Genomic DNA, 24589 nt, shown 5'->3' on the forward strand with positions numbered 1-24589 from the left:
GCTCAGGAGCGGACATACCTCAGCAGCAGCGTGTCGCCGCCCTGCAGCACGTGGGCGAGCCGCATCCGCTCGGGCACGATCGGGGCCGCCCCGGTGGCGATGCGGGATGCTCCCCCTGCTGCGAGCATCGGGCTGACCGTCAGGCACAGCTCGTCGACGGCGCGGGCCGCGACGAGGTCGGCGAAGAGGCGCGGGCCTCCCTCGCACTGGATGCGGGTGAGCCCACGACCCGCCAGCTCGCCCACCAGCCGGGCGGCGTCGACGTGCTCACGGCCGCACACGACGACATCGGCGACCTCGGAGAGCGCCTCCCGCGCCTCCGGCCGCGCCAGCTCGGTCGTGACCACGATCGCGCGCTCGGGCGCCTCGCGGAAGATCGGGCTCGCCGGGTCGAGGTCGAGGCTCGCGGAGACGATGGCGAAGACGGGATGCTCCGTCATGCCCGACTCGCGGCGTGCCCGCTGCGACTCCTGGTCGACGCGCATCGGTCCGTAGCCCTCGGCGCGGACGGTCCCCGCGCCCACGACCACGACGTCGCAGAGCCGGCGCAGCAGGTCGAAGACCCGTCGGTCGGCCGCGTCGGAGAGGCCGCCGGAGAGCCCGCTGACCGTGGCCGCGCCGTCGACGCTGCTCACGAAGTTGACGCGCACCCACGGGTCGTCGGAGCCGGCTGCGCCGGCGGTGCCCGCGCTGTACAGCGCCGCGATGTCGTCGTCGGTCAGCGCGTCCTCCGACGGCACCGGGTGGAGGCGGGCGATGGCGGGCTCAGTCATTCACGTCTCCCATGTTGTGCTTGAGGTAGGCGGGCTCGCGGAGGCCGAGGATCGCCTCCGTCATGCGGGCGGCGGCGACCGACGCGCGCACGTCGTGCATCCGGATGATGCGGGCGCCGTTGACGATGGACACCACGGCCGCGGCCAGCGACCCCTCCAGCCGCTCCGAGCGCGGGGCGTCGAGGGTCTCGCCGATGAAGTCCTTGTTCGACACCGCGGCGACGGTGGGGAGGCCCAGGTCGGCGATCTCGCGCAGGCGGCGCGTCAGCTCCAGCGACTGCAGCGTGTTCTTGTTGAGGTCGTGGCCGGGATCGACGATCAGGCGCTCCTCGGGGATGCCCGCGGCGGTCGCGCGGTCGACCCGGTCGCGCAGGAACGCGGCGACCTCCGCGGCGACATCGTCGTAGTGCGGCCGCGGGTACGGGGTGCGCGGGCGGGCGAGGCTGTGCGTGATGACGAGGGTGGCGGCGCTGACGGCCACGACCTCCACGAGTCGCGGGTCGCTGAGCCCGGTGGTGTCGTTGATCACGGTCGCGCCCGCCTCGATGGCGTGGCGCGCGACCTCCGCGTCGAAGGTGTCGACCGAGATGACGACGTCGGAGCCGGCCCGCAGCGCGGCGACCACCGGGACCACCCGCTCCACCTCCTCCTCGACCGGGATGGGCTCGCCCGGCGCGAATGGCGCCCCGCCGATGTCGACCCAGTCGGCGCCGAGCGCGACGGCCTCGAAGCAAGCATCGACCGCGCGGTCGAAGGCGTAGGTGCGGCCCTGGTCGTAGAAGGAGTCCGGCGTGCGGTTGACGACCGCCATGATCGCGACGCGGCGGGAGAAGTCGATGGTGCGGTCGCCGATCGTGCGGACCGGGATGCGCAGCGGCGGGAGGTAGGGCTCGGACGGCGACGACTCAGACGGCGGCAAGGTCCACGCTCTCGTCGGTCAGCCGCTGCTCGTCGATGCGGTCGCCGTCGCGGATGAGGCGCTGGATGTCGTCCTGCACGTCCCACACGTTCACGTTCATGCCGCCGACAACGCGGTCGCCCCGCAGCCAGAAGGCGATGAAGGCCCGCGCCTCCACGTCGCCGCGATACACCACCCGCGCGTCCGCCATGAGCGGCGCGTACCCGGAGAACTCCATGCCCAGATCGTATTGGTCCGAGTAGAAGTACGGGATGTCGTCGTACGACGCCCGCTCGCCGAGGATCGCCCGCGCCGCGACCGTGCCGCCGGCGATGGCGTTCGCCCAGTGCTCGTTGCGGAGGTGCCGGCCGATGGCGGGGAGGAACGGGTTCGCGACGTCGCCGACGGCGTACACGTCCTCGGCGGAGGTGCGCATCGCCTTGTCGGTGAGGAGGCCGTTCTGCACGCTCAGTCCCGACCGCTCGCCGATCCGCGTGTTCGGGGCGGCGCCGACCCCGGCGACCACGAGGTCGGCATGGAGGCGCTCCCCCGACGCGAGGACGACCTCCGCCGCGTGCTGCTCGCGCGTCGCGCCCTCGACCGCGACGACGTGGTCGCCGTTGCGGAAGGCGACGCCGTGATCGGTGTGGAGGCGCTCGAAGACCGCGCCCGGGCCGCGCCCGATCGCCGCACTGAGCGGCACGGCAGAGCGGCCGACCACGGTGACCTCGTTGCCGAACCCGCGTGCGGCTGCCGCCACCTCCATCCCGATCCAGCCGGAGCCGACCACGACGATGCGGCGGCCGCCGACCTCCAGGGCCGCGTAGAGCCGCTGGCTGTCCTCGATGGTGCGCAGCTGCAGGACGGCGCCGTGGCCGCTGCCCGGGACGGACAGCGGCCGGGCGCTCGCTCCTGTCGCGAGCACCAGGCTGTCGTAGGTGAGCCGGCCGCCGCCGGCGACGAACAGCTCGTGCGCGCCGGGGTCGAATGAGCCGGCCTCCGTGCCGGGCAGGAACTCCACGTCGTGCTCGGAGTACCACTCGCCGGGCTTGACGTAGGCGGCGTCGATGTCGGCCTCGCCCTTCAGGTACTCCTTCGACAGCGGGGGCCGGATGTAGGGGTGGTGCTCCTCGGCGCCGAGCAGCAGGATGCGGCCTTCGAAGCCGCGCTCGCGCAGCTCGACGGCGGTGGTGGCTCCGGCGAGACCGGCGCCCGCGATCACGACGGTACGTCTGGACATGGCGTCCTCCTCCCTCACAGCATCCACGCTGCCCTCGGCGAGCGCCAGCCCTGCACACGACCCGCGCACGTGCCGTCCACGCACTCCGCACCGATCGCGCACCGACGGCTCACAGGGAAGCCCCAGCCGATGCGCAGATAATATTTCCCATGAACGCAGGACCCCGCATTCTCATCGTCGACGACGAGCCGAACATCCGCGATCTGCTCACCACCAGCCTCCGCTTCGCCGGCTTCGCCGTGCGCGCGGTGGGCAACGGCGCACAGGCGATCTCCGCGGTCCTCGAAGAGGAGCCAGACCTCATCATCCTCGACGTCATGCTGCCGGACATGAACGGCTTCGGCGTCACCAAGCGGCTGCGCGGGGCCGGCTACACGGCTCCCATCCTGTTCCTCACCGCGAAGGACGACACCGAGGACAAGATCACCGGCCTCACCGTCGGCGGCGACGACTACGTGACCAAGCCGTTCAGTCTCGACGAGATCGTGGCGCGCATCAAGGCCATCCTGCGCCGGACCATGCAGGCCGACGAAGACGCGGTGATCCGCGCCGGCGAGCTCACCATGGATCAGGACACGCACGAGGTCTTCGTCGGCGACACCGCGATCGAGCTCAGCCCGACCGAGTTCAAGCTGCTGCGCTACCTGATGCTCAACCCCAACCGCGTGCTGTCGAAGGCGCAGATCCTCGACCACGTCTGGGAGTACGACTTCAACGGCGACGCGGGCATCGTGGAGTCGTACATCTCGTACCTGCGCCGCAAGGTCGACGCGCACTCCAGCGAGCCGCTGATCCAGACCAAGCGCGGCTTCGGCTACATGCTCAAGGCCGCGAAGGCGTGAGGGCCGGGGCACTGCTCCCGCACATCCCCGGCTCAGCTTCTGCTGCGTAGACTGGCGCCCTGATGCACGCACGCTTGCTCGATCGGTGGAACGCGATCTCCCTGCGCACCAAGATCACCGGGGTGACCGTGCTGATGCTGACCCTCGGGCTGCTCGTGACGGGCATCGGGACGATGTCGATGCTGAAGCCCGTCCTGCTCGACCAGCTCGACGCCCAGCTCTCCGCCGCCTCCGGGGCGAACTACCTCAACACGTACCTGTACGGCACGTCGTCGGACAGCCAGAAGATCGCCACCGACGCGAGCCCGTCGGACTACTTCGCGGCGCTGTACGACTCCAACGGCGACCTGGTGAAGACGAACTGGTCGAACATCCCGTTCTCGCACCGCCCGGCCATCCCCGAGTCGCTGACCGTCGCCGAGGGCAAGCAGCTGCCGGCCGGAGGCTACCCGCTGCTATCGAACGACGGCCGCACCACGTACCGGGCGCTGGCTCAGACGGTCACCCTGACGAACCCGCCGGGCGCGCTCGGCACGGCGATCGTGGCGACGACCACGACGCAGATCGACACGGTGATGGCGAGCTTCCTCGCGATCTTCCTCGGCTTCGGCGTCATCGTCATCATCGTCGGCGCCGGCCTGACGCGCATGCTCGTGACGACGACGTTCTCGCCGCTGCGCGAGGTGGAGCAGACCGCGGCCGCCATCGCGGACGGCGACTTCAGCCAGCGGCTCGGCGGCGCGACGCCCAACACCGAGGTCGGGCGGCTGAACCGCTCCCTCAACACCATGCTCAACCGGATCGACCGCGCCTTCACCGACCGCGCGCGCACCATCGACCAGATGCGCCGGTTCGTCGGCGACGCCTCCCACGAGCTGCGCACGCCGCTGGTGTCCGTGCGCGGCTACGCCGAGCTGTACCGGATGGGCGCGCTGCAGACCCCCGAGGACGTCGCGCAGGCGATGGACCGGATCGAGAAGGAGGCCATCCGCATGGGCCTCCTCGTCGAGGACCTGCTGGAACTGGCGCGCCTCGACGAGACCAAGCCGCTGGACCTCCACCCCGTCGACCTCGTGCAGATCGCGCGCGACGCCGCGATGGACGCGATGGCCGGTGCGCCTGACCGCGTCGTCACCGTGCTGACGCCGCCCTCCATCGCCGAGCCGGAGCCGGTCGACGACGAGGAGCTGTCCTCCCTCGACACGATGCCGATGCCCCTCGCCGAGCAGCCGTCGCGGCCGGTGCCGTCGCGGTCGGCCAACTCCACCGGCCCGATCGCGTTCGCGGGGGCGACGATCGCCCGCCTGCGCCGCGGTCGCGGACGCCGGGGCGGCACGGACACCCTCCCGATCAGCACCACGGAGCAGCTGACGCTCGCCGAGCCCGATCCGGCGCCCGCAGAGCCCGCGATCGTGCTCGCGGAGGAGAACAAGCTCCGCCAAGTCGTCACCAACCTCATCGGCAACGCGCTGCGCTACACCCCGGAGGGCTCCCCCATCGAGATCGGCGTGCAGGTCGACCACCGCACGCAGCGCGCGACCATCGAGGTGCGCGATCACGGCGAGGGCATCCCGCCGCAGATCCGCGAGAAGATCTTCCAGCGGTTCTGGCGCGCGGACACGTCGCGTACCCGCGAGACCGGCGGCAGCGGCCTCGGGCTCGCGATTGTCGCCTCCATCGTCGCCGCCCACCAGGGCACCGTGGAGGTCGTGGAGACCGACGGCGGCGGCGCCACCTTCCGCGTCACCCTGCCCCTCGCGGACTCGGCCGCGGCCCCCAAGGCCGGCGCGTAGCCTCCCCTTTCCCCCTCGGCGGCGGGGAAACGGCGCGAGAGGAGACCGCCCGAGAGGAGACGGCGCGAGAGGAGACGGCGCAGACGCGGAGAGGGCGCCTCCCGTGCGGGAGACGCCCTCTCGTGCTAGTGCGGTGCTGGACTCAGAAGTCCATGCCACCGGTCGGGTCGGCGGCGACCGGAGCGTTCTTCTCCGGCTTGTCGGCGACGACGGCCTCGGTGGTGAGGAAGAGGCCGGCGATCGACGCGGCGTTCTGCAGCGCCGAGCGGGTCACCTTCACCGGGTCGTTGATGCCCGACGCCAGCATGTCGACGTACTCGCCGGTCGCGGCGTTGAGGCCGTGGCCGACCGCGAGCTCGCGGACCTTCGCGACGACGACGCCGGCCTCGAGGCCCGCGTTGATCGCGATCTGCTTCAGCGGCGCCTCGATGGCGACCTTGACGATGTTCGCACCGGTGGCCTCGTCACCGACGAGCTCCAGCTTCTCGAACGCGGTCTTGCCGGCCTGGATGAGGGCCACGCCACCACCGGCGACGATGCCCTCCTCGACGGCGGCCTTCGCATTGCGGACGGCGTCCTCGATGCGGTGCTTGCGCTCCTTGAGCTCGACCTCGGTGGCCGCGCCCGCCTTGATGACGGCGACGCCGCCGGCGAGCTTCGCGAGGCGCTCCTGGAGCTTCTCGCGGTCGTAGTCCGAGTCGGTGTTCTCGATCTCGCCACGGATCTGGGCCACGCGGCCGGCGATGGCCTCGGGGTCGCCCGAGCCCTCGACGATGGTGGTCTCGTCCTTGGTGATGACGACCTTGCGGGCCTGGCCGAGCAGGTCGAGGGTGACGTTCTCGAGCTTGAGGCCGACCTCCTCGGAGATGACCTGGCCGCCGGTGAGGATCGCGATGTCCTGCAGCATGGCCTTGCGGCGGTCGCCGAAGCCCGGGGCCTTGACGGCGACGGACTTGAAGATGCCGCGGATCTTGTTGACGATCAGCGTGGCCAGGGCCTCGCCGTCGACGTCCTCCGCGATGATCAGGAGCTGCTTGTTGGCCTGGATCACCTTGTCGACGATCGGCAGCAGGTCCTTGATGGAGGAGATCTTCTGGTTGGCGATGAGGATGTACGGGTCCTCGAAGACCGCCTCCTGGCGGTCCTGGTCGGTCACGAAGTACTGCGACAGGAAGCCCTTGTCGAAGCGCATGCCCTCGGTGAGCTCGAGCTCGGTGCCGAAGGTGTTCGACTCCTCGACGGTGACGACGCCCTCCTTGCCGACCTTGTCGATCGCCTCGGCGATGATCTCGCCGATGGTGGTGTCGCCGGCGGAGATGGAGGCGGTCGCCGCGATCTCCTCCTTGGTCTCGACCTCCTTGGCGCTCGCGATGAGCTCCTCGGTGACGGCCGCGACGGCCTTCTCGATGCCGCGCTTCAGGGTGATGGGGTCGGCTCCGGCCGCGACGTTGCGCAGGCCCTCCTTGACGAGCGCCTGGGCGAGCACGGTCGCCGTGGTGGTGCCGTCACCGGCGACGTCGTCGGTCTTCTTCGCGACCTCCTTGACGAGCTCCGCGCCGATCTTCTCGTACGGGTCGTCGAGCTCGATCTCCTTCGCGATGGAGACGCCGTCGTTGGTGATGGTCGGCGCGCCCCACTTCTTCTCGAGGACGACGTTGCGACCGCGCGGGCCCAGCGTCACCTTGACCGTGTCGGCCAGGGTGTTCAGGCCGCGCTCGAGGCCGCGGCGCGCGTCCTCGTCGAAAGCGATGATCTTTGCCATGTGTTTCTCGTCCCTCCCGGACGTCTGCGAAAGATTCCGATGATTAGCACTCGATCAGATGGAGTGCTAAAAGCGATTCTGGCACTCAGGACCGGCGAGTGCAAGCGAGCGGGGAGGGGACGCAAAGAAGAGGAGCGCCACCCCGAGGGGCGACGCTCCGTGGTCTTCCGATCGCTGCGTACTACAGCGGACGCACCGACTCGGCCTGCGGGCCCTTGTTGCCCGTACCGACCTCGAACTGGACCTGCTGGCCCTCCTCGAGCACCTTGTAGCCGTTCATGTCGATCGCGGAGTAGTGGACGAAGACGTCCTGTCCCCCACCATCGACGGTGATGAATCCGTAGCCCTTCTCAGCGTTGAACCACTTCACGGTCCCGTTCGCCATGCATTACTCCCATTGCTGTGTCGCCGGCGCGGTCCAGCGCCGCGCGTTGACTCCCGATCCTAATGCGTGCAATGCCAGTATTCGCCAGTGTTTTCGGGAAGAAATCGCGAATCCTGCGGAAGTTAAACACGCGCGAAACAAAAACGGGCGTGCGCTGCCCCGATGCGGGCTCAGCCGGCGTTGTCGGCGCCGACGACGACCGTGATGTCGGCGCCCGAATCGGCGAAGTCCTGCGTCTGCTGCACGGCGGCCCCGGGAAGGGACTGGGCGACGCCGAGCGCGGCGGCCTGGTTCGCCGGATCGGCGTAGTAGACGACGGTCTGGGCGATGTCGGTGCGGTCGGCGTTCGCGAGCGCGCCGATGGTCCAGCCGGCGGCCTTCAGCTTGTCGCCGATCGTGCCGGCGAGCCCCTCCGTGCTAGTGCCGTTGAGCACGTTGACGCTGAGGCTCGGGTCGACGGTCGGCACGATCGTCGGGGTCGGCGTCGCGCTGGGCGTCGGGGCGGCGGCGCTGGAGGAGGCGGCACTGGCCGAGTTCGTCGGGCCGCTGAACGAGATGGCGCCGTTGATGAGCGAGAGGCCGAAGATGCCGGCGCCGACGAGCACGATCGTCGCGAGCGCCGCCCAGCCGACGGCGATCCATCCGCGACCACGCGGTCGCGGTGCGCGGTGGGCGCCCACGCGCTCCAGCCCGTCCGGGATCTCGTCGAAACGGTCCGTGGGGAACTTCTCTGCCATCGTCTGGTTTCCTTGGTCAGTCGCCGGGCAGGAGGGTCCTGCTGCGGCGGGCGGCCGTCCTCGTCTCGCGGAGGCGGAGCAGTCGCTTGACGAGCATCGGGTCGTGCTGCAGGGCGTCCGGCCGGTCGATCAGGGCCCCGAGGAGCTGATAGTACCGGGCGGCCGAGAGTCCGAACTCCTCGCGGATGGCCTGCTCCTTGGCTCCGGCATGCCGCCACCAGCGGCGCTCGAAGTCGAGGATGGCGGCCTCCCGGTCGGTCAGACCTGCAGCCTCGGCCACGCGCTCCCGCCTTCTGTTCGCCGTACCGGTGTCGTCTCGCGCCACGCTCGCCGATCATCCTAGGGGCCGGGTCCTGTGTGTTGCCCGTTTGCACGCGGCAGGTCGGAACCCGGCGTCGGAACCTGGCGAAACAGGGAACAGCCCGCGCACCGGGCCCGTTTAGGGTGGTGACTGACCGAAAGGAACACGCATGGACTACAAGGTCTCGAAGACCGACGAGCAGTGGCGCGAGGAGCTCGACGCCGACAAGTACGCCGTGCTGCGCGAGGCCGCCACGGAGCGCCCGTGGACGGGCGAGCTGCTCGACGAGAGCCGTGCCGGCCTCTACACCTGTGCGGCGTGCGGTGCCGAGCTGTTCAAGTCGGGCACCAAGTTCGACAGCGGCTGCGGCTGGCCCAGCTTCTACGAGTCGGTGCGCCCGGAGGCCGTCCAGCTGATCGAGGACACCAGCCTGGGCATGGTCCGCACCGAGGTGCGGTGCGCGAGCTGCGGCTCCCACCTGGGCCACGTCTTCCCCGACGGCTTCGGCACCCCGACCGGCGACCGGTACTGCATGAACTCGATCGCGCTCGAGTTCACGCCCGAGGGCCAGTGACCGATTCTCGCCCGGTGACCGATCACTCCGCGCTGGCGGAGCGCGTCGCGGCGCGGCGGTCGTACTCGCGGGTGACGCCGGACGCTCCCACGCACGAGGAGCTGCTGCCGCTGATCGCGGCGGCCGGCCGCGTCGCCGACCACAGCGCGCTGCACCCCTGGCGGATCATCGAGCTGCGCGGCGATGCCCGCGTGCGCCTCGGCGAGGCGTTCGTCAAGGATGCGAAGGCGAGCGGCCATGACGCCGAGAAGCTCGCCGCGAAGCCGCTGCGCTCCTCTCTGCTGCTCGCCATCGTCGCCGTGCGCACGAAGAGCGAGAAGGTGCCCGGCTGGGAGCAGGACGCGGTCGCCTCGGGCGTCGCGCACCTCCTGAGCCTGCTGCTGCACGACGCCGGGTGGGGCGTGATCTGGCGCACCGGCCACCACACCCGGTCGAAGGCGGTGCACCGGATGCACGGCCTGGCGAAGAACGAGCGCCTGCTCGGCTGGCTGTACGTGGGCGGCATCCCGGAGGAGAGCCGGGAGGGGCACCGCAAGACGATCGACCCGGAGCGCTTCCTCAGCGTGCTCGACTGAGTCGTGCTCGACTGAGTCGTGCTCGACTGAGTCGTGCTCGACTGAGTCGTGCTCGACTGAGTCGTGCTCGACTGAGTCGTGCTCGACTGAGGCCCGCTACAGCTCGCCGGCGGTCCTGCGGCGGCGGCCCCAGCGGATGCTGGCCACGCCGACGGCGACCACGGCGAGCAGCGTCCCGCCGATGGTCGAGAACGGGACGCCCGCCTGCGAGCTGGGCAGCAGGAGGTCGAGCAGGAGCGCCGTGATCAGCTGTCCGGCGACCGTGGCGAGGCCGAGCAGCAGGACGCCCGTGATGCGCACGAGCAGGGCGTTCGCCGCGATGAACACGCAGCCGATCGCGCCGCCCAGATACAGCCAGAGCTCCGAGGGCAGCGGACGCGGCAGGCCGGCGAAGGCGAAGTGCACGAGCATCAGCACGACCAGAACGACGGTTCCGACGAGGAAGTTGATGAAGGTCGCGGTCAACGCGCTCTCGGCCAGCACGCGGACCTGGCCGTTGACGGCCTGCTGCCAGCCCATCCCGAGGCCCGCCAGCAGCGGGAGCACCATGGCCCAGACGGAGATGCTGCCGCCGAGCTGCGCGGAGACGGCCCAGAGCACCGCGACGAGCGCGATCCCCGCTCCGACCACGCGTGAGGGGGTGAGCGGGCGCCTGCCGCCCGGGCCGAGGCCGATGCGATCGAGCACCAGTCCGCTCACGGTCTGCCCGGCGACCACCGACACGGTGAACAGGGCGACGCCGAGCACCGCGGCGACGAGACCCTGCGACAGCACCAGAAAGGCGCCGGCGGCGCCTCCGCAGACGTACCACCAGCGCAACTCGCCGCCGCGCAGCGCGTCGCGCACGCGGCGCAGGCCGCGGCGGCCGGCGGGGGCGACGGCCAGCGCGATCAGCAGGATCACGAGGCCCGAGCCGAACGAGATGGCGGCGGCGGCGAAGCCGTCGCCGAGGCGCTTGCCCAGCTCGCCGTTGATGCGGGACTGCAGGGCGACGCCGGCGCCGCAGACGAGCGCGAGGAGCAGGGCGAGCCAGAGCGGGAAGGTGCGGGAGGGCGTGCGGGCGGTCACTCCTCCCACCCTAAGCCCGCCTGCGCGGGGGCCGTGACGGCGGGTTACGGGGCGGGAGCGTCGCCGTCGGTGGGCTCGGGGTGCGGGAGCCAGTCGATGTTCTCCTCGGGCGCGACCTCCTTCTCCACGCTGAGGTCGCGGTCGTCGTCGTTCTTCTTGTCGCTCATGCCTTCACCCTACGCCGCGGGTGCGGAGGGGGAACCGGCTCCGGCGGCGGAGGCGGGCGGCGCGTCGGCCAGCACGGCGAGCGGCGACTCGATCGCGTCGGCGACCTCGCGCAGGAACCCTGCCGCCACTCCCCCGTCGGTGACGCGGTGGTCGAAGACGAGCGAGAGCTGCACGATCCGGCGTGGCACGACGGCGCCGTCGACCACCCAGGGGCGCTCCAGCACGCGGCCGACGCCGAGGATGGCGACCTCGGGGTGGTTGATGATCGCCGCGCTGCCGTCGACGCCGAGGCTGCCGTAGTTGTTGATGGTGAAGGTGGAGCCGGCGAGGTCGGCTGGCGGGAGTTCGCCCGCGCGAGCGGCGTCGCCCAGCCGGACGATCTCGGCGTCGAGCTGCCGGACGGTCATCCGGTCCGCGCGGCGCACGACCGGGACGACCAGTCCACGCGGCGTGTCCACGGCGACGCCCAGGTTGACGCCGTCGAAGGTCTCCAGGCCGAGGCCGTCGGGCGTGACGCGTCCCGCCAGCTCCGGGCGCCGGGCGAGCGCGGCCAGGGCGAAGCGCGACACGAAGGAGAGGAACGACGGGGTCCGGTCGTCGAGGACGAGGTGCCGGCGCGCGGCCCAGAGCTCGGTCGCGTCGGCGTCCACCCAGACGGTCGCCTCCGGGATCTCGGCGCGGCTGCGCGTCATGGCCTCGGCGACCGTGCGCCGGAACCGGGAGAACGGGGTGGTCGCGGCGACGGCGAGCCCGGTGCGGGGGTCGGCGGCGGGCGACGACGCGGTGGTGGTGGAGGGAGAGGAGGGGGTCGTCGCGGAGCCGAACGCCGCCTCCACATCGTGTCGGGTGACGATGCCGTCCGGGCCGGTCGGGCGCAGGGTGGTCAGGTCGATGCCGTGGTCGCGGGCGAGGGCGCGCACCACCGGGGAGACGACAGGGACGATGCGGGGCGCAGCCGGGGCGGGTGCGGGTGCGGGTGCGACGACGCGACCACCGATCATCGTCGCGACCCGCGGGCGGCGTCGGCCGGTGTGGGAGGTCGTGCCGTAGCCGACGAGCACCTGCCCGGATGCGGAGGCGGGAGCGGGGGCTGCGGATTCGGGTTCTGCAGCCTCTTTCTCACGCTCCTGCGCCTCCACCTCGTCGACCTCGATCAGCGGCGCGCCGACCATGATCGTCTCGCCCTCCGCGCCGTGCAGGGTCGCGACGACGCCCGCGAACGGCGACGGCACCTCCACCACCGACTTGGCGGTCTCGACCTCGGCGATCGGCTGGTCGACGGCGACCTGCTGGCCGGGCTCGACCAGCCAGCGCACCAGCTCGGCGTCGGTGAGGCCCTCGCCGAGGTCGGGGAGGGTGAAGACGCGGAGGCTCATGCGTCCTCCCACTGCAGCGTCTCGACGGCGTCGAGCACGCGGTCGACGCTCGGCAGATAGTAGGACTCGAGCTTCGGCGGGGCGAACGGGGTGTCGAAGCCGGTCACCCGGCGCACCGGGGCGAGGAGGTGGTGGAAGCAGCGCTCCGACACCCGCGCCGCGATCTCGCCGGCCACGCTCGCGAAGCCGGGCGCCTCCGCGATCACGACGGCGCGACCGGTCGCGCGCACGGCCTCGCAGACGGTGTCGTCGTCGAAGGGGACGAGGCTGCGTACGTCGACGACGGCGAGGCTCCGCCCCTCCTCCTCCGCGGCTTCGGCGGCGGCGAGCGCGACCGGGACCGACGGCCCGTAGGCGATGAGCGTCGCGTCGGTGCCCTGGCGGGCGACGCGGGCGCGGCCGAGCTCGGGCAGGGGCGCCGCGGTGTCGACCTCGCCGCTCGACCAGTACAGCTTCTTGGGCTCGAGGAACACGACGGGGTCGGGGAGGGCGATCGCAGCGCGCAGCATGCCGTACGCGTCCTGCGGGGTGGCGGGGCTGACCACCGTCAGACCCGGGGTGTGCGCGTAGTACACCTCGGACGAGTCGGAGTGGTGCTCCACTCCCCCGATGCCGCCCGCGTAGGGGATGCGGATGACCATCGGGAGGCGGACGCGGCCGCGGGTGCGGTTGCCCATCTTGGCGACATGGTCGACGATCTGCTCGAAGGCCGGGTAGGCGAAGGCGTCGAACTGCAGCTCGACGACCGGCCGCATCCCGTTCATCGCCATGCCGACGGCGGTGCCGACGATGCCGGACTCGGCCAGCGGGGTGTCGAAGCAGCGGTTCTCGCCGAAGCGCGCGGTGAGGCCGTCGGTGATGCGGAAGACGCCGCCGAGCGGCCCGACGTCCTCGCCGAAGACGAGCACCGACGGGTCGGCGGCCATCGCGTCGGCGAGGGCGCGGTTGAGCGCCTGGGCCATGGTCATGGTGGCGGTGGAGGCTGCCGCGGGTGCTGCGGCGCCGGCGCGCGGTCCGGGGTCGGCGGTCAGGGTCATCGCACGGCCTCCTCGGCCTCGAGCTCGGCGGCCAGCAGCCGGGACTGCTCGCGCAGCTGCGGCGTGGGGGTGGCGTAGACGTGGGCGAACAGGTCCTGCGGGTGGGGCTCGGCGTCGGCGGTGAGCTGGGCGCGGACGCGGGCGGCGACGCTCTCGGCGTGCGCGTGGGCCTCGGCGTCGTCGCCGTCGCTCAGCGCGCCCTGCGCGGCCAGCCAGGTGCGGAGTCTCAGCAGCGGGTCGCGCGCGAGCCACGGCTCGACCTCCTCCTGGCTGCGGTACCGGGTGGCGTCATCGGCGTTGGTGTGCGGCTTCACCCGGTAGGTCACGGCCTCGACCAGCGTCGGGCCGCCGCCGTCGCGCGCCTCCTGCACCGCCTCGCCCAGCAGCGCGAGCAGTGCGGCGAGGTCGTTGCCGTCGACCAGGCGGCCGCGCATCCCGTAGCCGACGCCCTTGTGCGCCAGGCTCGGTGCGGCGGTCTGCCGGCTCAGCGGCACGGAGATCGCATACCCGTTGTTCTGCACGAGGAACACGACGGGGAGGTGGAAGACGGCGGCGAAGTTGAGCGCCTCGTGGAAGTCGCCCTCGCTGGTCGCGCCGTCGCCGCACATCGCGAGGACGACCGTGTCCTCGCCGCGCAGCCGCGCCGCGTGGGCCACGCCGACCGCGTGCAGCAGCTGGGTGGCGAGCGGGGTCGACTGGGGTGCGATCCGGTGCTCCTTCGGGTCGTAGCCCGAGTGCCAGTCGCCGCGCAGCAGCAGGAACGCCTCGAACGGGTCGACGCCGCGCGAGATGACGGCGACGCTGTCGCGGTAGGTCGGGAACAGCCAGTCCTCGTCGCCGAGCACCATGGCCGCGGCGACCTCGGCGGCCTCCTGGCCCTGCGACGACGGGTAGACGGCGAGCCTCCCCTGCCGCACCAGCGCGTCGGCCTGCTCGTTGAGGCGGCGGCCCAGCACGAGCCTCCGGTAGCCGTCGAGCAGCACGGGGGTGGACGGGAACGGGAGGCGCGCGTGCGGGTGGCCCGTGCCCTCCTGATCGATGAGCCGGAGCGGGGTGTCGCCCGGCAGCAGATCGTCGGCGTGCATCTGTTCTCCTTCGAAAGACGTCGCTGATCATCAGGATGACTTCGCTGGACCGTGTTCGCCACGGGTCCACGTGTTTCGAGACGAATGGGTGCGCTCTGGCGGTTCGCATGTCAGACTGTCTGCCGTCATGGACGACATCGACGCCCGCATCCTGGACGCCCTGCGCGCCGACGGCCGCGCCTCCATCACGGCGGTGGCCGAGCAGGCGCACGTCTCGCGCGCCAACGCCTACGCCCGGGTGTCGCGGCTGGTGGCGGAGGGCGTGATCACCGGCTTCACGGCGAAGGTCGACCCGCGCCTGTCGGGCCGGGGGTCGTCGGCGTACGTCACCATGCGCGTGGAGCAGGCGGCCTGGCACGACCTGCGCGACCGGCTGCGCGCCATCCCCGAGGTCGAGCACTTCGCGCTGGTCGGCGGCGACTTCGACGTGATCCTGCTGGTGCGGGCGCGCGACAACGAGGACCTGCGGCGCGTGGTGCTGGAGGAGCTGACGGCGATCCCGAGCGTGCGCGACACGAAGACGTCGCTCGTCTTCGAGGACCACGACGCCCGCTGAGCCGTGCGTGGCGGCGCTGCGGTTGTGCCGGGGCGGGTGGGATGCGATGATCAGTCGAACTGAACGATCGTTCGGTAATTCAGTCGATCAGCGGTGATCGAGGGGAGAGCACGGATGCCGGAGGCCTATCTGGTGGGCGGCGTGCGCACGCCGGTCGGCCGGTACGGCGGCGCTCTCGCCGGCGTCCGGCCCGACGACCTGGCCGCGCTCGTGGTCGCGGAGGCCGTCGCCCGGGCGGGCGTCCCCGGCCACGCGGTCGACGAGGTCGTGCTCGGCGCCGCGAACCAGGCCGGCGAGGACAACCGCAACGTCGCCAGGATGGCGGTGCTGCTCGCCGGGCTGCCCGACGAGGTGCCGGCCTTCACCGTCAACCGGCTCTGCGCCTCCGGGCTGACCGCGATCACGCTCGCCGGGCAGGCCGTGCGCGCGGGTGACGCCGACATCGTCGTCGCCGGAGGCGCGGAGTCGATGACGCGCGCGCCCTGGGTGCAGGGCAAGCCCGAGCGGCCATGGGCGAAGCCCGGGCCGCAGTACGACACGTCGATCGGCTGGCGGTTCGCCAACCCGCGCCTCCTCGCCCGCGACAAGGCGACCTACACGATGCCGGAGACGGCGGAGGAGGTGGCGCGACTCGACGGGATCACCCGTGACGACGCCGACGCCTTCGCCCTCGAGAGCCACCGGCGGGCCGCCGCCGCGACCGACGCTGAGCGCTTCGCCGACGAGATCGTGCCGGTCGAGACGCCGGGCGGGATCGTCGCGGTCGACGAGGGCATCCGCCGCGACACGGGGATGGAGGCTCTGGCCGCGCTCAAGCCCGTCGTTCCGGGCGGCCACGTGGTCACCGCGGGCAACGCCTCCCCGCTCAACGACGGCGCCTCGGCGGTGGTGGTGGCGAGCGAGGACGCGGTGAGCCGCTACGGCCTCCGCCCGCGCGCCCGGATCGTCGCGGGGGCCAGCGCGGGCGTCGCGCCCGAGGTGATGGGCCTCGGTCCGGTGCCGGCGACCAACCGTGCCCTGCAGCGCGCGGGGCTCGAGGTCGGCGATCTCGGCAGCGTAGAGCTCAACGAGGCCTTCGCGAGCCAGGCGCTCGCCTGCATCCGCCGGCTCGGGCTCGACGAGCGCCGCGTCAACGCGGACGGCGGCGCGATCGCGCTGGGCCACGCGCTCGGGTCGAGCGGCGCGCGGATCGCGGTCACCCTCCTCGGCCGCATGGAGCGCGAGGGCTCGCGGTACGGCCTGGCGACGATGTGCGTCGGCGTCGGGCAGGGCACGGCCCTGATCGTGGAGGCGGTGCGATGACGGACGGCACGCCCGCCACTCTCCGCGTCGAGGAGTCCGCCGACCGTGTCGTCGTCACCCTCGACCGGCCCGAACGCCGCAACGCCATCGACCAGCGGATGGTGGACGAGCTGCACGAGGTGTGCGCCGCGCTGGAGCGCGACCCGCGCCTCCTCATCCTCACCGGCGCAGGAGGCGTCTTCGCCTCGGGCGCCGACATCGCCGAGCTGCGCGAGCGCACGGCCGCCGACGCGCGCCGCGGCATCAACGCGACGGTCTTCACCCGCATCGCCGAGCTGCCGCTGCCGGTGATCGCCGCGATCGACGGCCCGGCGCTCGGCGGGGGCGCGGAGCTCGCGTACGCGGCCGACTTCCGGATCGGGACCCCGCGGCTGCGCATCGGCAACCCCGAGACCGGGCTCGGGATCATCGCGGCGGCCGGCGCGCTGTGGCGCCTCCCCCGGCTGATCGGCGAGCCGCTCGCCAAGGAGCTGACGCTGGCCGGGCGCATCCTCACGGGCGAGGAGGCGCTGGCCGTGCACCTGGTGACCGCGCTGTACGAGCCGGAGGAGCTGCTCGCCGGGGCGCATGCCCTCGCGGACCGCATCGCGACGAACGACCCGCTCGCCACCCAGCTGACCAAGTCCGTGCTGCACGCCGCGCCGCACGAGCATCCCCACGCCGAGCAGGAGGCGCAGGCCGTGCTGTTCGAGTCGCCGGAGAAGAAGCGGCGCATGACGGAGTTCCTCGAGCGGAGGCGGCGGTGACGGACATCCCTGACGGCCGCGGCCTCCCCTCCCTCGTCGGTGTGATCGGCGGCGGCCGGATGGGCGCGGGGATCGCGCACGCGTTCACGATGGCCGGCGCCTCCGTCGTCGTGATCGAACGCGACCGCGCGGCGGCGTCGGCGGCCCGCGACCGGGTGGTGGCCGCCATCGAGCGGAGCGTCGAGCGCGGCGCCGAGCCTCCCGAAGCCGACCGGCTCGCTGTGACGCTCGACTGGGACGCGCTCGGCGGCGCCGGGCTCGCCATCGAGGCGGTGCCCGAGGTCGCCGCGCTGAAGGCGGAGGCGCTGGGCCGTGCCGAACGACTGCTCGACCCGTCCGGGGTGCTCGCGAGCAACACCTCCTCGCTCTCCATCGACGGGCTCGCCACTGGGCTGGAGCGGCCGGGCGCGTTCCTCGGGCTGCACTTCTTCAACCCGGTCCCTGCCTCGGCGCTCGTGGAAGTGGTGACGGGGTCGGCGACGGCGCCCACGGCCGTGGCCGACGCGACCGGCTGGGTGGAGGCGCTCGGCAAGACGGCTGTGATCGTGCGCGACTCCCCCGGCTTCGCCTCCTCGCGCCTGGGCGTGCTGCTCGGCCTGGAAGCGATCCGGATGGTGGAGGAGGGCGTCGCCACCCCCGAGGACATCGACCGCGCCATGACGCTCGGCTACCGGCACCCGGTCGGCCCGCTGCGGCTGACCGACATCGTGGGCCTGGACGTGCGGCTCGACATCGCGGAGCACCTGTTCCGCGAGCTGGGCCCGCGCTTCGAACCTCCCGGGCTGCTGCGGCGCATGGTCGCAGACGGCCGGCTCGGGCGCAAGACCGGACGCGGGTTCTACCCGTGGCCCGACGAAGGAGGAGACCGATGACGACGATCCTGCCCAGCTACCTGCAGGGCGCCTGGTGGACGCCCGGTGGCGGCGCCCCCGGCCTGGCGGGCGACGACGGGGGCGCGGCGAGCGGCACGGAGGTGCGCGACGCCTCCACCGGCACGCCGATCACCCGGGTGAGCGCCCAGGGCGCCGACCTCGCCGGCGCGCTGGAGTACGCCCGCACGGTCGGCCAGGCGTCGCTCGGCGAGCTGACCTTCCACCAGCGCGCGCTGCTACTCAAGCGGATGGCGCAGGAGCTGACCGCGCGCAAGCAGGAGCTGTACGACCTCTCCGCCGCCTCCGGAGCGACGAGGGCCGACGCGTGGATCGACGTGGACGGCGGCATCGGCGCCCTGTTCACCTACGGGTCGAAGGGGCGCCGCGAGCTGCCGAACGCGCAGGTCGTGCTCGACGGCCCGGTGGAGAACCTGTCGAAGGACGGCAGCTTCCTCGGCCGGCACGTCTATACCCGCCTGCCGGGCGTCGCCGTGCAGATCAACGCCTTCAACTTCCCGGTCTGGGGGATGCTCGAGAAGCTGGCGCCGGCGTTCCTCGCCGGCATGCCGACGCTGGCGAAGCCGGCCACGCCGACCGCGTACGTCGCCGAGGCGGCGGTGCGGATCCTGGTGGAGTCCGGCCTCCTGCCCGAGGGGTCGCTGCAGCTGGTGTGCGGCTCGGTGCCCGGGCTGTTCGACGCGCTGCGGCTGGGCGACCTCGTGGCGTTCACCGGGTCGGCCTCCACCGCGGAGTCGCTGCGGGCGCACCCCGCGGTGCAGACCGGCGGGGTGCGCTTCACGGCCGAGACGGACTCCATCAACGCGTCGGTGCTCGGTCCCGACGCCGTGACGGGAACGCCCGAGTTCGACGCCTACGTGAAGCAGCTCGTCACCGAGCTGACGGCCAAGTCGGGCCAGAAGTGCACGGCGATCCGCCGGGCGCTCGTGCCTGCCGCGCTCGCGGACGACGTGATCGGCGCGGTCGAGAAGCGCATCGCCGAGCGGGTCGTGCTCGGCGACCCGCGGGCGGAGGGCGTGACGATGGGGCCGCTGGCGTCGCAGGAGCAGCGGGCCGAGGTGCTGCGGCAGGTCGGCCGGCTGGTGTCCGCGGGCGGCGAGCTCGTGCTCGGCGGCCTCGACCAGCCGACCGTCGTGCACGCCGACGGCAGCCGGGGCGCCGCGGTCGAGGGCGCGTTCGTCGCGCCGGTGCTGCTGCGGTTCGACGACCCGCGGGTGGAGGCCGCGCACACCGTCGAGGCGTTCGGCCCGGTGGCCGCCGTCCTGTCCTACACCTCAGCGGCGGAGGCGGCGCAGCTCGTCGCCCTCGGCGGCGGCTCGCTGGTGACCAGCGTCGCGACCCACGACCCGGCCTTCGCGCGGGAGCTCGTGCTGTCGACGGCCGGGTACAACGGCCGCATCCTCCTGCTCGACCGCGACGACGCCCGCACCTCCACCGGCCACGGCTCGCCGATGCCGCACCTCGTGCACGGCGGCCCGGGGCGCGCGGGAGGCGGGGAGGAGCTGGGCGGCATCCGCGCGGTGCTGCACCACATGCAGCGCACCGCCCTGCAGGGCACGCCCGACCTGCTCACGGCGGTCACCGGGGTGTGGCACGAGGGCGCCGCGGCGAACGCGGACGGGCCGCATCCCTTCCGCAAGCCGCTCGCCGAGCTGCGGATCGGCGACCAGGTGCGCACACCGTCCCGGACGATCTCGCTCGACGACATCGAGGAGTTCGCGACCTTCACCGGCGACACCTTCTACGCGCACATGGACGAGGATGCGGCGGCGGCCAACCCGTTCTTCCCCGGTCGGGTGGCGCACGGGTACCTGCTGGTGTCGTGGGCGGCCGGCCTGTTCGTCGACCCCGCGCCGGGTCCGGTGCTCGCGAACTACGGGCTGGAGGACCTGCGCTTCCTCACCCCGGTGGTGCCGGGCGACAGCATCCGCGTCGCGCTGACGGCCAAGCAGATCACGCCGCGCGAGACCGACGACTACGGGGAGGTGCGCTGGGATGCGCGCATCCTCAACCAGCGGGACGAGCTGGTCGCGTCCTACGACGTTCTCACCCTGGTGGCGAAGTAGGCCCGGCGCCGAGGGACGCAGCTAGCGGGTGAGGGCCAGGGCGACGATGGTGTCGGCCAGGTGCTCGGGGGTCGTGGGGCCCGAGGGCGCGTACCACTCGGTGAGCGAGTTGATCATGCCGAACAGGAGGCGCGCGACGACCGCCGCCTCGGCGTCGGCCCGGACCGCGCCCTCCGCCTGCGCCTCGGCGACGAGCCGCGCGACCGCCCGGTCGAAGGCGCGCCGTCGCTGCAGCGCGGCCCGCTCGACGTCCGTGTTGCCGCGCACACGCAGCAGCAGCGTCACGTAGGGGAGCCGCTCGGCCAGCACGAGCACGGCGCCGCGGAGCACCGCCTCCAGCCGGTCCGCCGCGCTGCCGGTGGTCGCCTCCGGCGAGCGCAGCACCCCTTCCAGCCCGTCGAGTGCCTCGTCGAGGGCGAGCGCGAGCAGCTCCTCCTTGGAGGCGACGTGGTGGTAGATCGCCGACTTCGACAGGCCCAGCCGCGCCGCGAGCATGCCGATGGAGGTGGCGTCGTAGCCGTGCTCGTTGAACGCGGCGACCGCGACCTCCAGGATGCCGCGCTGGTCGTAGCCGGGACGGCCGCGGCGCAGGGTGTCGGTGCTGTCGGTCATGGGCTTCAGTGTGGCACGGCGCACGCCGGGCGGGATATACTTACCGAACGATCAGTCAGTAATGCCGACACGACCGGCAGAACGGGACGGGGAGGGTCGATGGAGACCACCACGGACGCGGACACGACGGCCGACCAGGCCGCGTTCGACGCCCTGATAGCGGCCGACGCGCGCATCGAGCCGCGCGACTGGATGCCCGACGACTACCGGCGCACCCTGATCCGCCAGATGTCGCAGCACGCCCACTCCGAGATCATCGGCATGCAGCCGGAGGCGAACTGGATCACGCGCGCTCCGAGCCTCCAGCGCAAGGCGATCCTGATGGCCAAGGTGCAGGATGAGGCCGGGCACGGGCTCTACCTCTACTCCGCGACGCAGACCCTCGGCATCACGCGCGACGAGATGACAGAGCAGCTGATCGAGGGCCGGGCGCGGTACTCCTCGATCTTCAACTACCCGACCCCCACGTGGGCCGACATGGGCGCGATCGGCTGGCTCGTCGACGGCGCCGCGATCTGCAACCAGGTGCCGCTGTGCCGCTGCTCCTACGCGCCGTACGGGCGCGCGATGGTCCGCATCTGCAAGGAGGAGTCTTTCCACCAGCGGCAGGGCTTCGAGATCCTGCTCACGCTCATGCGCGGCACCGAGGAGCAGCGGCGGATGGCGCAGGAGGCGGTCGACCGCTGGTACTGGCCGTCGCTGATGATGTTCGGGCCGCCGGACGACGACTCCCCCAACTCCGCCCGGTCGATGGCCTGGCGGATCAAGCGGTTCTCGAACGACGAGCTGCGCCGCCGCTTCGTGGCGATGCTCGTGCCCCAGGCGGAGGCGCTGGGCGTGACCCTGCCCGACCCCGACCTGCGCTGGGACGACGAGAAGCAGCAGTACGAGCTGGGCGAGATCGACTGGACGGAGTTCCAGGAGGTGCTCGCCGGCCGCGGGCCCTGCAATGCGCAGCGGCTGCAGCGCCGGCGGGAGGCGCACGAGGAGGGGGCCTGGGTGCGGGAGGCCGCGGCCGCCTACGCGCAGAAGCAGCACGCCGGGGCCGCCGCATGAGCGCCGGGACCGAGGCCGCATCATCCGAGGTCTGGCCGCTGTGGGAGGTGTTCGTCCGGGCCTCCCGCGGCCTCAGCCACGTGCACGTCGGGTCGCTGCACGCACCCGACGAGGAGCTCGCCGTGCGCAACGCCCGCGACCTCTACACCCGCCGCGGTGAGGGCGTCTCGATCTGGGTGGTGCGCTCGGACGCGATCACGGCGAGCGACCCCGACGCCAAAGACGCCTTCTTCGAGTCCGCGGCGGGCAAGAACTTCCGGCACGCGACCTACTACACGGCGTCGGAGGGGGTGAAGCACCTGTGACAGACCCCGATGCCCACGGCCATGTCGAGCTGAGCACGGTGACCCTCTCGGCGGAGTTCGTCGCCGTCGAGTCCGGCACCCCGGCCTCCCCCGACATCGCCGAGTACGCGCTCTGGCTCGGCGACGACTCCCTGGTGCTGGCCCAGCGGCTCGGCGCCTGGATCTCGCGCGCGCCCGAGCTGGAGGAGGACGTCGCCCTCGCCAACATCGCGCTCGACCTGCTCGGCCACGCCCGCTCGCTGCTGCGCTACGCCGGGACGGCCGACGGGCGCAGCGAGGACGACCTCGCCTACTGGCGCGACGAGCCGGAGTTCCGCTCGGCCTGGCTGTTCGAGCTGCCGAACGGCGACTTCGCGCAGACGATCGTGCGGCAGCTGGCCGCCTCCCACTACCTGTCCGAGCTGTACGAGCGGCTGCGGGCCTCCGCCGACCCGGTGCTGGCCGGCGTCGCCGCGAAGGCGGTGAAGGAGGTCGCGTACCACCGCGAGCACGCCGACCTGTGGCTGCTGCGCCTGGCGCTGGGCACCGACGAGTCGCGGCGGCGCACGCTCGCCGCGTTCGAGACGGTGTGGCCGCTGGTGGACGAGCTGTTCCGGGACGAGCCGGTGATCGACCGGTTGGAGGGGGTCGCGCCACCCCCCTCCACGCTGCGTCCGGCCTTCGACGACGGGCTGGCACCGGTGCTGGCGGAGGCGCGGATCGAGCCGCCCACGACCTTCCACTCGGCGGGCGGCGGGAGGCGCGGCCGGCACTCCGAGCACCTCGGGCCGCTGCTGGCCGAGCTGCAGGTGCTGACGCGACGGCACCCGGGGGCGTCATGGTGAATCACTTCGCGGAGGCCGACCTCGCCTGGGCCGCGGCGGCGGCCGTGCCCGACCCCGAGCTGCGCGTGCTCACGATCGACGACCTCGGCATCCTGCGCGAGCTGAGCGTCACCGACGACGGCGTGGAGGTCGTGCTCACGCCCACCTACTCCGGCTGCCCGGCGATGGAGACGATCCGGGAGGACGTCGTGCGCGCCCTCGCCGGCGCCGGTTTCGAGCGGGTGCGGGTGCGCCTCGCCCTCTCCCCCGCCTGGACGACCGACTGGATCAGCCCCGCCGGGAGGCAGGCGCTGCGCGACAACGGGATCGCGCCTCCCGACGGCACCGCTCCCGCGCGCGCGGACCGCCCGGCCGGGCCGGTCGGCCTGCGGCTCGCGGTGAAGTGCCCGCTGTGCGGCTCGCTCGACACCCGCGAGGTCTCGCACTTCGGCTCGACGGCGTGCAAGGCGCTCTACGTGTGCGACGGCTGCGGCGAGCCCTTCGACCACGTGAAGGCGCTATGAGTGGCGGGGTGTCGGGCACCCGGACCCGCCGCGCCCGCTTCCACGAGCTGACCGTCGCCGAGGTGCGCCCGCTGACCGCGGCGAGCGTCGAGGTGACCTTCGCGGTGCCGGACGAGCTCGCGGGCGAGTACGACTACCTGCCCGGGCAGCACGTCGCCCTGCGTGCCCACGTCGACGGCACGGAGCTGCGCCGCAGCTACTCGCTGTGCCGTCCGCCGGCGCAGGGCCGCATCAGCGTCGCGATCAAGCGCGACCTGGGCGGAGCCTTCTCGACCTGGGCGACGACCGCGCTGCGGCCCGGCGACCGCATCGACGTGATGAGTCCGCAGGGCACCTTCACCGTCGATCTCGGCGCTCTCGACGGGCGGCACATCGCGGGCATCGCGGCCGGCTCCGGGATCACACCGCTGATGGCCCTCGCGTCGAGCGTGCTCGCGGCGAGCGCGACCTCCAGCTTCACCCTCGTGTACACGAACCGGACCGCGGTCGACGTGATGTTCCTGGAGGAGCTGGCCGACCTCAAGGACCGCTACCCCGCCCGGCTCGCCCTGCACCACGTGCTGTCGCGCGAGCAGCGCACCGCTCCCCTCCTCTCCGGACGCATCGACGAGGAGCGGCTGCGGCGGATGCTCGACACGCTGCTGCCGCCGGAGACGGTCGACGAGTGGTTCCTCTGCGGCCCGTTCGAGCTGGTCCAGCTGTGCCGCGACGTGCTGGCGACGTACGGCGTGCCCGCGGAGCGCCTCCACTTCGAGCTCTTCACGACCGGAGAGCCCGGGGAGGCGCGCGGCGACGCCGGCCGGCCCGTGGTCGTGCGCGAGGGCGAGCGGACGAACACGATCGAGTTCACGCTCGACGGCCTCACCTCCACCGTCGAGACGCCGGTCGACGCGAACGAGTCGGTGCTCAACGCGGCGCTGCGGGTGCGGCCCGACGTGCCGTTCTCGTGCGCGGGAGGCGTCTGCGGCACCTGCCGCGCCCGCCTGCTCGCGGGCGACGTGCGGATGACCGAGAACTACGCGCTCGAGCCGGAGGAGCTGGAGCGCGGGTACGTGCTGACCTGCCAGTCCCACCCCCTGACCGACCGCGTCGTCGTCGACTACGACGTGTGAAGG

Annotated in this window: 27 protein-coding genes and 1 pseudogene; 14 read left to right on the forward strand and 14 right to left on the reverse strand. The window is 72.5% G+C overall.

Annotation, left to right across the window (positions count from 1 at the left end):
* Positions 1 to 2 precede the first annotated feature (2 nt).
* From P5G50_RS16140 to P5G50_RS16150, 3 genes are read right to left on the reverse strand one after another with little or no spacing between them, the layout of a single operon-like run.
* Positions 3 to 773, reverse strand: a complete 771-nt coding sequence (locus P5G50_RS16140; RefSeq protein ID WP_301211985.1) for a pyrimidine reductase family protein — start codon at positions 771 to 773, stop codon at positions 3 to 5.
* Positions 766 to 1692, reverse strand: coding sequence for a dihydropteroate synthase (gene folP, locus P5G50_RS16145; RefSeq protein WP_301211984.1), 927 nt, complete (start codon positions 1690 to 1692; stop codon positions 766 to 768). Before folP ends, P5G50_RS16140 begins: the two co-directional genes overlap by 8 nt.
* Positions 1679 to 2911: an NAD(P)/FAD-dependent oxidoreductase gene (locus P5G50_RS16150; RefSeq protein WP_301211983.1), complete on the reverse strand. Its 1233-nt coding sequence runs from the start codon at positions 2909 to 2911 to the stop codon at positions 1679 to 1681. Before P5G50_RS16150 ends, folP begins: the two co-directional genes overlap by 14 nt.
* Positions 2912 to 3060: 149 nt before the next feature.
* Between P5G50_RS16150 and P5G50_RS16155 the strand changes: the two genes are divergently transcribed.
* Both P5G50_RS16155 and P5G50_RS16160 read left to right on the forward strand, forming a co-directional pair.
* Positions 3061 to 3753 carry a response regulator transcription factor gene (locus tag P5G50_RS16155; protein ID WP_301211982.1) on the forward strand — a complete coding sequence of 231 codons (693 nt, stop codon included), beginning with the start codon at positions 3061 to 3063 and terminating at the stop codon, positions 3751 to 3753.
* Positions 3754 to 3815: 62 nt separating this feature from the next.
* Complete coding sequence (locus tag P5G50_RS16160; RefSeq protein WP_301211981.1) at positions 3816 to 5546, forward strand: sensor histidine kinase; 1731 nt, start codon at positions 3816 to 3818, stop codon at positions 5544 to 5546.
* 142 nt (positions 5547 to 5688) lie between these two features.
* Here P5G50_RS16160 and groL read toward each other — a convergent pair whose 3' ends face one another.
* The 4 genes from groL to P5G50_RS16180 form a co-directional block, all read right to left on the reverse strand.
* Positions 5689 to 7308 (reverse strand): chaperonin GroEL, encoded by a 1620-nt coding sequence (gene groL, locus P5G50_RS16165; RefSeq protein ID WP_301211980.1) that lies wholly within the window; start codon positions 7306 to 7308, stop codon positions 5689 to 5691.
* Positions 7309 to 7489: 181 nt separating this feature from the next.
* On the reverse strand, positions 7490 to 7693 hold the full coding sequence (locus P5G50_RS16170; protein WP_301211979.1) for a cold-shock protein: 204 nt from the start codon (positions 7691 to 7693) through the stop codon (positions 7490 to 7492).
* A 170-nt stretch (positions 7694 to 7863) separates the two neighbouring features.
* The gene (locus tag P5G50_RS16175) at positions 7864 to 8430 is read right to left on the reverse strand and encodes a LytR C-terminal domain-containing protein (protein WP_301211978.1); all 567 of its coding nucleotides are present in this window, start codon (positions 8428 to 8430) and stop codon (positions 7864 to 7866) included.
* A gap of 16 nt (positions 8431 to 8446) precedes the next feature.
* Positions 8447 to 8710: a DUF3263 domain-containing protein gene (locus P5G50_RS16180; protein WP_301211977.1), complete on the reverse strand. Its 264-nt coding sequence runs from the start codon at positions 8708 to 8710 to the stop codon at positions 8447 to 8449.
* Between the two features lie 190 nt (positions 8711 to 8900).
* On the opposite strand from P5G50_RS16180, the gene msrB reads away from it, so the two are divergent.
* Both msrB and P5G50_RS16190 read left to right on the forward strand, forming a co-directional pair.
* Positions 8901 to 9305 (forward strand): peptide-methionine (R)-S-oxide reductase MsrB, encoded by a 405-nt coding sequence (msrB, locus tag P5G50_RS16185; RefSeq protein WP_301211976.1) that lies wholly within the window; start codon positions 8901 to 8903, stop codon positions 9303 to 9305.
* A 14-nt stretch (positions 9306 to 9319) separates the two neighbouring features.
* On the forward strand, positions 9320 to 9880 hold the full coding sequence (locus tag P5G50_RS16190; protein WP_301211975.1) for a nitroreductase family protein: 561 nt from the start codon (positions 9320 to 9322) through the stop codon (positions 9878 to 9880).
* A gap of 37 nt (positions 9881 to 9917) precedes the next feature.
* On the opposite strand, the pseudogene P5G50_RS18615 reads toward P5G50_RS16190, so the two are convergent.
* The 6 genes and pseudogenes from P5G50_RS18615 to pdhA all read right to left on the reverse strand — a co-directional run.
* Positions 9918 to 10013 (reverse strand): annotated as a pseudogene (locus P5G50_RS18615) (hypothetical protein); the annotation flags it as partial.
* Positions 9977 to 10948: a DMT family transporter gene (locus P5G50_RS16195; protein ID WP_301211974.1), complete on the reverse strand. Its 972-nt coding sequence runs from the start codon at positions 10946 to 10948 to the stop codon at positions 9977 to 9979. The pseudogene P5G50_RS18615 and the gene P5G50_RS16195, both read right to left, overlap by 37 nt.
* 44 nt (positions 10949 to 10992) lie before the next feature.
* Complete coding sequence (locus P5G50_RS16200; protein WP_301211973.1) at positions 10993 to 11115, reverse strand: hypothetical protein; 123 nt, start codon at positions 11113 to 11115, stop codon at positions 10993 to 10995.
* A 9-nt stretch (positions 11116 to 11124) separates the two neighbouring features.
* Complete coding sequence (locus P5G50_RS16205; protein WP_301211972.1) at positions 11125 to 12492, reverse strand: dihydrolipoamide acetyltransferase family protein; 1368 nt, start codon at positions 12490 to 12492, stop codon at positions 11125 to 11127.
* Entirely contained in the window at positions 12489 to 13529 is a 1041-nt protein-coding gene (locus tag P5G50_RS16210) for an alpha-ketoacid dehydrogenase subunit beta (protein ID WP_301211971.1), read from the reverse strand. Before P5G50_RS16210 ends, P5G50_RS16205 begins: the two co-directional genes overlap by 4 nt.
* Complete coding sequence (pdhA, locus tag P5G50_RS16215) at positions 13526 to 14614, reverse strand: pyruvate dehydrogenase (acetyl-transferring) E1 component subunit alpha (RefSeq protein ID WP_301211970.1); 1089 nt, start codon at positions 14612 to 14614, stop codon at positions 13526 to 13528. The genes P5G50_RS16210 and pdhA overlap by 4 nt, the downstream gene beginning before the upstream one ends.
* Positions 14615 to 14741: 127 nt before the next feature.
* Between pdhA and P5G50_RS16220 the strand changes: the two genes are divergently transcribed.
* The 5 genes from P5G50_RS16220 (at position 14742) to paaZ (ending at position 20174) form a co-directional block, all read left to right on the forward strand.
* Positions 14742 to 15170, forward strand: coding sequence for an Lrp/AsnC family transcriptional regulator (locus P5G50_RS16220; protein WP_301211968.1), 429 nt, complete (start codon positions 14742 to 14744; stop codon positions 15168 to 15170).
* A 114-nt stretch (positions 15171 to 15284) separates the two neighbouring features.
* Positions 15285 to 16472: a thiolase family protein gene (locus P5G50_RS16225; protein ID WP_301211967.1), complete on the forward strand. Its 1188-nt coding sequence runs from the start codon at positions 15285 to 15287 to the stop codon at positions 16470 to 16472.
* Positions 16469 to 17218 carry an enoyl-CoA hydratase/isomerase family protein gene (locus P5G50_RS16230; protein ID WP_301211966.1) on the forward strand — a complete coding sequence of 250 codons (750 nt, stop codon included), beginning with the start codon at positions 16469 to 16471 and terminating at the stop codon, positions 17216 to 17218. The genes P5G50_RS16225 and P5G50_RS16230 overlap by 4 nt, the downstream gene beginning before the upstream one ends.
* The gene (locus P5G50_RS16235) at positions 17215 to 18090 is read left to right on the forward strand and encodes a 3-hydroxyacyl-CoA dehydrogenase family protein (RefSeq protein WP_301211965.1); all 876 of its coding nucleotides are present in this window, start codon (positions 17215 to 17217) and stop codon (positions 18088 to 18090) included. Before P5G50_RS16230 ends, P5G50_RS16235 begins: the two co-directional genes overlap by 4 nt.
* Positions 18087 to 20174: a phenylacetic acid degradation bifunctional protein PaaZ gene (paaZ, locus tag P5G50_RS16240; protein ID WP_301211964.1), complete on the forward strand. Its 2088-nt coding sequence runs from the start codon at positions 18087 to 18089 to the stop codon at positions 20172 to 20174. Before P5G50_RS16235 ends, paaZ begins: the two co-directional genes overlap by 4 nt.
* Positions 20175 to 20195: 21 nt before the next feature.
* Here paaZ and P5G50_RS16245 read toward each other — a convergent pair whose 3' ends face one another.
* On the reverse strand, positions 20196 to 20786 hold the full coding sequence (locus P5G50_RS16245) for a TetR/AcrR family transcriptional regulator (protein ID WP_301211963.1): 591 nt from the start codon (positions 20784 to 20786) through the stop codon (positions 20196 to 20198).
* A 99-nt stretch (positions 20787 to 20885) separates the two neighbouring features.
* Between P5G50_RS16245 and paaA the strand changes: the two genes are divergently transcribed.
* Genes paaA through paaE form a run of 5 tightly spaced genes read left to right on the forward strand, consistent with a single transcriptional unit; the run spans position 20886 to position 24586 of the window.
* On the forward strand, positions 20886 to 21842 hold the full coding sequence (gene paaA / locus P5G50_RS16250; RefSeq protein ID WP_301211962.1) for a 1,2-phenylacetyl-CoA epoxidase subunit PaaA: 957 nt from the start codon (positions 20886 to 20888) through the stop codon (positions 21840 to 21842).
* Positions 21839 to 22147 (forward strand): 1,2-phenylacetyl-CoA epoxidase subunit PaaB, encoded by a 309-nt coding sequence (gene paaB / locus P5G50_RS16255; RefSeq protein WP_301211961.1) that lies wholly within the window; start codon positions 21839 to 21841, stop codon positions 22145 to 22147. The genes paaA and paaB overlap by 4 nt, the downstream gene beginning before the upstream one ends.
* Positions 22144 to 22971, forward strand: coding sequence for a 1,2-phenylacetyl-CoA epoxidase subunit PaaC (gene paaC, locus P5G50_RS16260; RefSeq protein WP_301211960.1), 828 nt, complete (start codon positions 22144 to 22146; stop codon positions 22969 to 22971). The genes paaB and paaC overlap by 4 nt, the downstream gene beginning before the upstream one ends.
* Positions 22965 to 23474, forward strand: a complete 510-nt coding sequence (gene paaD, locus P5G50_RS16265; protein WP_301211959.1) for a 1,2-phenylacetyl-CoA epoxidase subunit PaaD — start codon at positions 22965 to 22967, stop codon at positions 23472 to 23474. Before paaC ends, paaD begins: the two co-directional genes overlap by 7 nt.
* Complete coding sequence (gene paaE / locus P5G50_RS16270; protein ID WP_301211957.1) at positions 23471 to 24586, forward strand: 1,2-phenylacetyl-CoA epoxidase subunit PaaE; 1116 nt, start codon at positions 23471 to 23473, stop codon at positions 24584 to 24586. The genes paaD and paaE overlap by 4 nt, the downstream gene beginning before the upstream one ends.
* Positions 24587 to 24589: the final 3 nt, after the last annotated feature.

Source organism: Leifsonia williamsii (assembly GCF_030433685.1).
In the GTDB taxonomy this organism is placed as follows: domain Bacteria; phylum Actinomycetota; class Actinomycetes; order Actinomycetales; family Microbacteriaceae; genus Leifsonia; species Leifsonia williamsii.

Excerpts from the sequence above, each read along its gene's own strand:
- P5G50_RS16140 (WP_301211985.1), bottom strand. The coding sequence starts at position 773 with ATGACTGAGCCCGCCATCGCCCGCCTCCACCCGGTGCCGTCGGAGGAC.
- P5G50_RS16150 (WP_301211983.1), bottom strand. The coding sequence starts at position 2,911 with ATGTCCAGACGTACCGTCGTGATCGCGGGCGCCGGTCTCGCCGGAGCC.
- P5G50_RS16155 (WP_301211982.1), top strand. The coding sequence starts at position 3,061 with ATGAACGCAGGACCCCGCATTCTCATCGTCGACGACGAGCCGAACATC.
- P5G50_RS16160 (WP_301211981.1), top strand. The coding sequence starts at position 3,816 with ATGCACGCACGCTTGCTCGATCGGTGGAACGCGATCTCCCTGCGCACC.
- groL (WP_301211980.1), bottom strand. The coding sequence starts at position 7,308 with ATGGCAAAGATCATCGCTTTCGACGAGGACGCGCGCCGCGGCCTCGAG.
- P5G50_RS16170 (WP_301211979.1), bottom strand. The coding sequence starts at position 7,693 with ATGGCGAACGGGACCGTGAAGTGGTTCAACGCTGAGAAGGGCTACGGA.
- P5G50_RS16175 (WP_301211978.1), bottom strand. The coding sequence starts at position 8,430 with ATGGCAGAGAAGTTCCCCACGGACCGTTTCGACGAGATCCCGGACGGG.
- msrB (WP_301211976.1), top strand. The coding sequence starts at position 8,901 with ATGGACTACAAGGTCTCGAAGACCGACGAGCAGTGGCGCGAGGAGCTC.
- P5G50_RS16200 (WP_301211973.1), bottom strand. The coding sequence starts at position 11,115 with ATGAGCGACAAGAAGAACGACGACGACCGCGACCTCAGCGTGGAGAAG.
- P5G50_RS16205 (WP_301211972.1), bottom strand. The coding sequence starts at position 12,492 with ATGAGCCTCCGCGTCTTCACCCTCCCCGACCTCGGCGAGGGCCTCACC.
- P5G50_RS16210 (WP_301211971.1), bottom strand. The coding sequence starts at position 13,529 with ATGACCCTGACCGCCGACCCCGGACCGCGCGCCGGCGCCGCAGCACCC.
- pdhA (WP_301211970.1), bottom strand. The coding sequence starts at position 14,614 with ATGCACGCCGACGATCTGCTGCCGGGCGACACCCCGCTCCGGCTCATC.
- P5G50_RS16220 (WP_301211968.1), top strand. The coding sequence starts at position 14,742 with ATGGACGACATCGACGCCCGCATCCTGGACGCCCTGCGCGCCGACGGC.
- P5G50_RS16225 (WP_301211967.1), top strand. The coding sequence starts at position 15,285 with ATGCCGGAGGCCTATCTGGTGGGCGGCGTGCGCACGCCGGTCGGCCGG.
- P5G50_RS16230 (WP_301211966.1), top strand. The coding sequence starts at position 16,469 with ATGACGGACGGCACGCCCGCCACTCTCCGCGTCGAGGAGTCCGCCGAC.
- paaZ (WP_301211964.1), top strand. The coding sequence starts at position 18,087 with ATGACGACGATCCTGCCCAGCTACCTGCAGGGCGCCTGGTGGACGCCC.
- P5G50_RS16245 (WP_301211963.1), bottom strand. The coding sequence starts at position 20,786 with ATGACCGACAGCACCGACACCCTGCGCCGCGGCCGTCCCGGCTACGAC.
- paaA (WP_301211962.1), top strand. The coding sequence starts at position 20,886 with ATGGAGACCACCACGGACGCGGACACGACGGCCGACCAGGCCGCGTTC.
- paaB (WP_301211961.1), top strand. The coding sequence starts at position 21,839 with ATGAGCGCCGGGACCGAGGCCGCATCATCCGAGGTCTGGCCGCTGTGG.
- paaD (WP_301211959.1), top strand. The coding sequence starts at position 22,965 with ATGGTGAATCACTTCGCGGAGGCCGACCTCGCCTGGGCCGCGGCGGCG.
- paaE (WP_301211957.1), top strand. The coding sequence starts at position 23,471 with ATGAGTGGCGGGGTGTCGGGCACCCGGACCCGCCGCGCCCGCTTCCAC.